This is a genomic window from Cedecea sp. (assembly GCF_036500665.1).
Lineage (GTDB): Bacteria > Pseudomonadota > Gammaproteobacteria > Enterobacterales > Enterobacteriaceae > Cedecea.
Window position 1 is genome coordinate 1 of the sequence record NZ_DASYBS010000176.1, and the last position, 6,576, is coordinate 6,576.

Sequence of the window (6,576 nt, forward strand, 5' to 3'; positions counted from 1 at the left end):
CATCGCCACCCAGGAAGTGGTTCAGCTCTACGTTCACGATAATGCCTCTCGTCTGGATCGGCCTTATCAGGAGCTGAAAGCGTTCGAAAAAGTCAAACTGACGGCGGGAGAAGAGAAGCAGGTGTCGTTCAAACTGGATAAGCGCGCTTTCTCTTACTTCGACGAAGATAACAATGCCTGGTTGCTGGAGCCTGGCCGCTTTACGTTACGAATTGGTAGCTCGTCCCGCGATATCCACGCTGAAGTGCCGGTAACGGTCGTCTCTTCAACCCCGGCTTTCTCACTGGATACACCGTGGATTGATGTGCAAACCTATCCGGTGGCCGCCACCATCGTGGCGAAAGTGATTGGCGATGCTGAAACTAACGCGTGGATTGAAGGTACTCCGACGCTGGGAGAGAAGCTGGAATCGGCGCTGAAACTGCAGCCTGCGCTGGCTAAGGACGAATCCAAAAGGGAGCTGGCAAAGAAAGATATTCTGAGCAAAATTAACGCGCTTTAATCAATGATTAAAAGTGAAAATAAATCAGCCCGGCGAACATGCCGGGCTGATTTTTTGGCGTGCAGTTAACAGCGTTGAGAAACCAACGCCCGGAGCGAGTGTTGAAAATCCCGCACATACATTTACACAGTATAATTCATGATAATAAGCTATTGATTTATAAAATTAATAGCTAGCGCTCTGTGACAATGCCGAACTGACAGGCATCACTCCCCAACTTGAAAACAACGCTGTCGCGCCGCTGCTGGCTGATTTTTCCCACATCTAACCCCCTACCTCATTAACAACAATCCGTCGCAAAGACCCGTAAGCTTGACTATAGTCAAGCTTACGGGATACAAGGTAAGTGATTAAAAATGGGAATTTATCTAACTCCAGAATTTGATGAGAGGCGTAAGGATGCTCGCATCAATGGCAAAGCACTGTGCAAGGCGGCTAAAACGATTTTCGACGGCCTGCCAGGTGACCATCTAGGAAAGCACACCTGGAAAAAAAGATTGCCAGTACCTGGCCTAGGAGGCTCCAGCAACGGGGCGCGATCAATAGTATTTTTCAACCATGGCAACAATATCTTTTTCTTTGATATGTATCTGAAAAGTGAACTATCAAAAAAAACAGGTAAATAACTGGAAAAGGATGAAATAGATGCTTATTGCTCCATTGCGGAAGACTTTATCTCAATGACGCCAAAAACGATCACCAACCTTCTGAAAGAAAATGAACTAATTGAGGTAACTTGCGATGACTGAACGACTGAAACACATACAGAGCATGGCTAAGCGTTACAACGCGCTGGGCGTAGTGAAGGATGAAACAGTTGCATCTATTGATGCGGCCGTTGCTGCTCGTGACATTCCGGCAGTTCGGACAATGACAGGATCAGAAATCCGTGAAGTTCGAACTCGTTACAATATGTCTCAGGCTGCGCTGGCCATGACTATTGGGATGTCTGTTGAAAGCATATCGAAATGGGAACGCAATGAAAGCAAACCCAACAAAGCAGCACTCCGCATTATTAACCTACTCGATGCCAATGGGCTGAAAATGTTTATGGCCTGAACTTAAATACATAGTCAGTTTGGACGCTGGCCAGCTGGCGGGTTGTTCGGTAGTTATTATATAATAGGATATAAACCTATTTTATAAAAAATTGATACGGAGTCTCAACAGGCAGAAGGATTTCACGGCCAGCGGCGGCCAGCGAGTGAGGCCGGGGGGCTTCTGGAACCGGAAACACTACCACCGGGTCGCTGTCCTGGTCGATCACCATCAGCCCGAGCATGACACGGACACCCCGCGACTCCCCACAGTGCCGCACTGTGGCGCGGTACTGAACGCCGGTCTGTCGCCGTGCCTGTATGCGATTAGACCCAGCCAGTTCATAGAGTTCGTCCGTGCGTATGACCAGGGATTTAAACAACACATCATCCAGCACTTCCGGAGTAAACCCCGCAGCCCGGAGTTTTTCCATATCCGGGGGAATGTCCTTCACGTCAGTATAAGTTTTAACGGCCACCTGCTCCCCTTCGACCCGGACGGACGAAAACGCCCGGTGCTGCGTGACGTTGATCTGCTCGACGTTGCGGTAGAACACCGGAAAGCGGGAAGGAAATTTCGTAAAATTCTTCTCCCCTACGGCCCTGGAATAATCATGGCGTACCAGCGCTGCCCTGTCCTTTAATTCAGTAGCATCATCCTGTAACTTGCCTATCCAGTGAACAAAGCGCGGTGGCTTGTTCAGCACAGTGCCATGCTGGTTCTTAAATTCACTGTATTTCAATTCATCTTCCCCGGACGAATAGAGGCACTTACACTGCTCATTGAGCTGGTTAAAAAGCTTCTGCTCGCTGAGATAGAACATACGCCACCTGTCACGCTGCCCTTTGTCCATAATGCCTTCCTTATATAATAGGTTTACATCCTATTATAGAACAATAACGATCAGTATCCACTTTTTCGACAGTGAGGTTTTCACCGACATAGACGTGAAGACAGGCTCTAGGACAGCAGTTCATAGAACGGTTCAGAATAACACTAAACCATGGTATAGTTTATGTGGTCTGCGCTACACAACCTCGTGTATCTTTGTGCCATGTTGGCAGCCTCTGATGATTCCTGAATTATCAGGGGCTTTTTTAATCCGGTGGTACAGTAGATTCCGTGGAAAAGCGGATAATACTCAATGCAGGCCTTTGGTTATCGTTTGTAACAAACGCGTAATTTGCTTCTCGGTTTGCTCAGCTGAACCTGACGGCAGATGATAACGCAGGGTATAGCGTTTGCCTCCTCCGCTGGTGATCTCCACACTCAGTATACAAAAATAACCACCGCGAACCCGATAATTCCGCATGGAAACCCTGGTGATTAACGCTTTTATCACAGAAGCCACCTGAGAAATATTTCACTATCGTGAGTGATATATTATACAGTACTACCATTGCTAAACCAAAGTATAGTCAGACAAGCTTCTGAACAAAAATAATCCTTCAAATCAACCATCAATGATGGCCTGCATAACCGCCACAACTTCTTCCATTACCCCATTAGGGATTTTTTCAAAGCGTGTACCGTGGCGTGAATGCATGTCTATTGCTCGCGGTTGATCGCAGCGTATGACACCTTTCGTATGTATCCCGGCAGCGGCCAGTGCAGCTTTAAGAACTGTCGTTCAGCTCGGCCCCGTTCTGATAGCTTCAGCCTCAAGGATATCGTCAAGGTGTTGTTACTCATTATCTATAAGCCAGCCATCGACTAGCTGGTTAATGACATCAGTGATAGATGTACAATTTTTGACACATGCTGCTTTGAAACGAGTATGTTTTTCCTCATTAAAATTGACGTTCACACGCTTAATTTTCCCTGATGGGGCCGGAGCACTAACAACACTTTCAAGATCGCGGTGTTCACCAAAGGTCATTCTTTTACTGCCACTATGGGTTTTTTCAAGTGCCATTTCTTACTCTCCTGCTCAACATGTTTTTTGTCTTATAAGTAAATGTGTAATTACTCAAATGAGTTGACTATCTCTTTTGTAAGGATTTCTATTTCACCTTTGGCCGCGCTTTCACTGGACTCAAATACACTATCACCGTCCATGATTGATTTGACGTAAATCTGCCGTTGCGTGATAGCAGTGCGGAACGACTTAACGCCCGTGTCCTTGATGCTCTCTTTCAGAACTTTAAGCATGGTTGCCTGATCAATCTTGCGGGTGATGAGGAAACGCGCTTCAACTTTGCGGCTGTAAGCCTGCGCCTCAAGAACCGTAACAACGCTCCCGGCAGCGGAAAAATCTAAAGGGCTGGGTGTAACTGGAATTATTACTAAATCGCTGACCATTACCGCTGCGGACGTGATGACTGAAAGAGAACCAGCCCCGTCGACAATTGCAAAATCATATTCTGCGAGGTCTTTTCTGATGCCGTATACATCCTTTTCTGATGCCGCTGTAAACACATCAAATGCGGCCTTGCCTGATTTACTCCAGTTCGTCAGGCTCATTTGTGGATCGGTATCAACTACAGCGATGTTATACCCAGCGCGAGCCAAAGCAGTACTAACGTTGATAACAGCTGTTGTTTTTCCTGAACCGCCTTTAGGATTTAGAAAAGATATCACCTTCATACTCAAGTCCTCAATTACGTATTTACTCATTTACTCCTGTGTGTAATTGAGTTTAACACATTCGCCAAATGAGTAAAAAGCTAAAATGTGTGCATGCACAAAAACTCACATACTCATTGCAAGTAAATACTCAAAGGTGTAAATGAGCACATAGGTTACAGTGTCACAAAAGCGATGTGAGCAGTTAATTGGTTCTTTTTGAGTATTCCCCCGACACGGGGAATTTCCTGCCTATTAAACTGATACGGCAGAAAGATATCCGGGTGGTGGCCGTCAATGTTCCGGCAACCTGGCTTGCTTCAGGAATTCATGACTTTGATAGCCGTATGTTTTCGGCCATTAACGATATGTTGCTGGATATGCAGGCCGCCGTCGCCAGGCGAGACGATGAACAACGCAGGGAACGGCGACAGCAGGGAATAGCCAGGGCGAAAAGAGAAGGGAAGTGCAAAGGCCGCCAGATTAATCAGTCCCACCATGACGATAAACAGGTTGATCGCAAGCAGCAGCTCCTGGAGCCTGGTTCAGAAGGTGCTTGGTTGTAGTCGTGCCACTATCAGTAATGCGGTTAAAGAGATAAAAGTCGCGTCACTTGCCGCCAGTTCCTTTTAGGTAATATAAGAAAGAAAAACTATAACTGCGTACCAGAAGGACATAATAAGAAGCTTTCTGTTATTGTTCAGAGACTGTTTCGTTTTTTTGATTTGAAAGGATAGGCTACCTTTTTTTTCCGACGCGTATAAATCCATATCACACCAGTTTTTCTCTTCTAGCGTTTTTTTAAGAATTCTGAGTTTACAATTATTACGAACAAACAAAAGCAAAGTGGTAGCATTCACAGTCGCCACTATAGAAAAAGCAATAATATCAATCAGCTGCATAACAAACTCGCCAATTCTAATGAAAATTATCAACATTTTAAATCACTTTCCCGTCAAATAAAAATAGGGACGAACGGGCTCAGGGATTGTAAGCGGGAAGCAGCCAAAATGCGGCTGGCAGGCGGAGCCTGAAGAGCATGCCTCCCTTGAAACAGCGTGAGCTACGTGAAATCTGAGAGAAAATGACGGGGATACGTCCCGATTTTTTAAGCTACGTCCCCTCTCAGGAGAGCCTCTCCAGACTAAGACATATTTTTTAAAGATTAGATGTATCAGTAATAACTGTATTATTGTCAGGAATGTAGCGTACAAGGGGTCTGAGGAGGGGTCCGTCCGGGTATGTAGTCATAGCATTCCAAATGGTTTTATGAAACTGCGATGAACGCCAAGGATGCGAGCTAAAAAGGTTAGACGAGGAAGTGTGTGAGCAATTTATATGAATGTTGTAACTAAATGATATATTTATTAAAGGTCAGAGGTGATATGCCCCCCGGCTTTAATTACGTTTCTGTAGTCATCAATTATTCCAGTGCTGCGGTAACATTACCACGCCAGAGCTATGTTAAGTCGGTTCTTGATGGTGAAACTGTTTTCGATACTAATGATGGTGCAGCTAAAGGCGAAATAGATGTTCTCGCCGCTGAAATTATCAAAATCGTTGCGTAAAAACACATTCACTCACAAACTCAAATGAGTATAAGTGTAAAGGAGTAAATAAATGGCATTTAATAAACAAGGCAGCGCTAACTGCGATCCAAACAAGGTTATGACGTTTGGAGAAAACCGTGACTTAGGTAAAGTAATTTCCTCAACACCGGCAGCTATACAGAAACGCATCAACTTCGATATGCAGGAAGATAAACACCAGCGCCTGAAAACAGCCTTTGCCAGAAAGGGAGCTTCTATCTCTGATGTGATGAACGAACTGGCAGATAACTGGCTGAAAGAAAACGAGTAGCATAAAATGCACAAATAATCATTTGAGCTTTAACTCATTTACTCATATATGTAAAAACACTTTGGCGTGTCAGCGTAACCGTTAAGCAGCTCTTTCGTAAACCTCCGATCGTTCCCGTTTGCCTGCAGCCACGATCCGGATGGTTAAAATACCATCATCTACTTGATACACCAGTCGAAATCCCAACGCCGCAGCTTTATTTTATAGCAGTTCGGCATACCGCGAAGCTTGTTAGCTGGCCAGTGTGGCTCGTCAACCATCTTGGTCAGCCCCTTCTGAAACTGTAGTCTTATCGACCTGTCCAGACCACGCCATTCAGCAAGCACGTTTTCATCAAAAACAATTTCATACATCGACAATATCATCCAGGCTTACGCGGGTACGTTTGCCTGGATTAGCCAGGCGAGCGTGGGAAATTTCGATAATATCGGCGTCTTCATCCGCCAGTAATGCAACCTGTACCGGTAGCCGTGTAGTGGCACACTGATACTGGCCACCTGATCGGAAGGTGATATTCTCACCTCCCCAACACCACAGGTGACCCAATGGCAAAACATTTCACGGCAGAATTTAAACTCGAAGCTGCAAAGTTAGTTGTCGACCACGGCTAT

At 45.5% G+C, this 6,576-nt stretch carries 9 protein-coding genes and 3 pseudogenes; 6 read left to right on the forward strand and 6 right to left on the reverse strand.

The features are described 5' to 3' along the window. The 3 genes from VGM55_RS26450 to VGM55_RS26460 all read left to right on the forward strand — a co-directional run. The coding region (locus VGM55_RS26450; RefSeq protein ID WP_331637229.1) for a fibronectin type III-like domain-contianing protein at nt 1-502 on the forward strand (502 nt) is incomplete at its 5' end. A gap of 356 nt (nt 503-858) precedes the next feature. Next, entirely contained in the window at nt 859-1,128 is a 270-nt protein-coding gene (locus VGM55_RS26455; RefSeq protein WP_331637230.1) for a type II toxin-antitoxin system RelE/ParE family toxin, read from the forward strand. A gap of 115 nt (nt 1,129-1,243) precedes the next feature. Beyond that, on the forward strand, nt 1,244-1,561 hold the full coding sequence (locus VGM55_RS26460) for a helix-turn-helix domain-containing protein (RefSeq protein WP_331637231.1): 318 nt from the start codon (nt 1,244-1,246) through the stop codon (nt 1,559-1,561). 76 nt (nt 1,562-1,637) lie between these two features. Here the strand turns inward: VGM55_RS26460 and VGM55_RS26465 are convergent, their stop codons facing one another. The 4 genes from VGM55_RS26465 to VGM55_RS26480 form a co-directional block, all read right to left on the reverse strand. After that, nucleotides 1,638-2,393, reverse strand: coding sequence for a hypothetical protein (locus tag VGM55_RS26465; RefSeq protein ID WP_331637232.1), 756 nt, complete (start codon nt 2,391-2,393; stop codon nt 1,638-1,640). Between the two features lie 600 nt (nt 2,394-2,993). Continuing rightward, entirely contained in the window at nt 2,994-3,149 is a 156-nt protein-coding gene (locus VGM55_RS26470; protein WP_331637236.1) for a type II toxin-antitoxin system PemK/MazF family toxin, read from the reverse strand. Between the two features lie 75 nt (nt 3,150-3,224). After that, complete coding sequence (locus VGM55_RS26475) at nt 3,225-3,455, reverse strand: plasmid partition protein ParG (protein WP_331637233.1); 231 nt, start codon at nt 3,453-3,455, stop codon at nt 3,225-3,227. A 50-nt stretch (nt 3,456-3,505) separates the two neighbouring features. Beyond that, nucleotides 3,506-4,126: a ParA family protein gene (locus VGM55_RS26480; protein WP_331637237.1), complete on the reverse strand. Its 621-nt coding sequence runs from the start codon at nt 4,124-4,126 to the stop codon at nt 3,506-3,508. Nucleotides 4,127-4,362: 236 nt separating this feature from the next. Between VGM55_RS26480 and VGM55_RS26485 the strand changes: the two are divergent. From VGM55_RS26485 to VGM55_RS26495, 3 genes and pseudogenes are all read left to right on the forward strand, one after another. Then, a pseudogene (locus tag VGM55_RS26485) lies at nt 4,363-4,738 on the forward strand (resolvase); the annotation flags it as partial. A gap of 815 nt (nt 4,739-5,553) precedes the next feature. Next, nucleotides 5,554-5,673, forward strand: a pseudogene (locus tag VGM55_RS26490) (chromosome partitioning protein ParA); the annotation flags it as partial. 52 nt (nt 5,674-5,725) lie between these two features. After that, nucleotides 5,726-5,965: a plasmid partition protein ParG gene (locus VGM55_RS26495; RefSeq protein ID WP_331637234.1), complete on the forward strand. Its 240-nt coding sequence runs from the start codon at nt 5,726-5,728 to the stop codon at nt 5,963-5,965. 81 nt (nt 5,966-6,046) lie between these two features. Here VGM55_RS26495 and VGM55_RS26500 read toward each other — a convergent pair. Then, nucleotides 6,047-6,318: pseudogene (locus tag VGM55_RS26500) on the reverse strand (type II toxin-antitoxin system RelE family toxin). Further along, nucleotides 6,311-6,517, reverse strand: a complete 207-nt coding sequence (locus tag VGM55_RS26505) for a hypothetical protein (protein WP_331637235.1) — start codon at nt 6,515-6,517, stop codon at nt 6,311-6,313. The pseudogene VGM55_RS26500 and the gene VGM55_RS26505 overlap by 8 nt, the downstream one beginning before the upstream one ends. Between the last annotated feature and the right edge of the window lie 59 nt (nt 6,518-6,576).

What these genes read in the sequence shown, in the direction of transcription:
- VGM55_RS26480 (WP_331637237.1), bottom strand. Translation starts at nt 4,126, where the DNA reads ATGAAGGTGATATCTTTTCTAAATCCTAAAGGCGGTTCAGGAAAAACA.
- VGM55_RS26455 (WP_331637230.1), top strand. Translation starts at nt 859, where the DNA reads ATGGGAATTTATCTAACTCCAGAATTTGATGAGAGGCGTAAGGATGCT.
- VGM55_RS26475 (WP_331637233.1), bottom strand. Translation starts at nt 3,455, where the DNA reads ATGGCACTTGAAAAAACCCATAGTGGCAGTAAAAGAATGACCTTTGGT.
- VGM55_RS26465 (WP_331637232.1), bottom strand. Translation starts at nt 2,393, where the DNA reads ATGGACAAAGGGCAGCGTGACAGGTGGCGTATGTTCTATCTCAGCGAG.
- VGM55_RS26495 (WP_331637234.1), top strand. Translation starts at nt 5,726, where the DNA reads ATGGCATTTAATAAACAAGGCAGCGCTAACTGCGATCCAAACAAGGTT.
- VGM55_RS26460 (WP_331637231.1), top strand. Translation starts at nt 1,244, where the DNA reads ATGACTGAACGACTGAAACACATACAGAGCATGGCTAAGCGTTACAAC.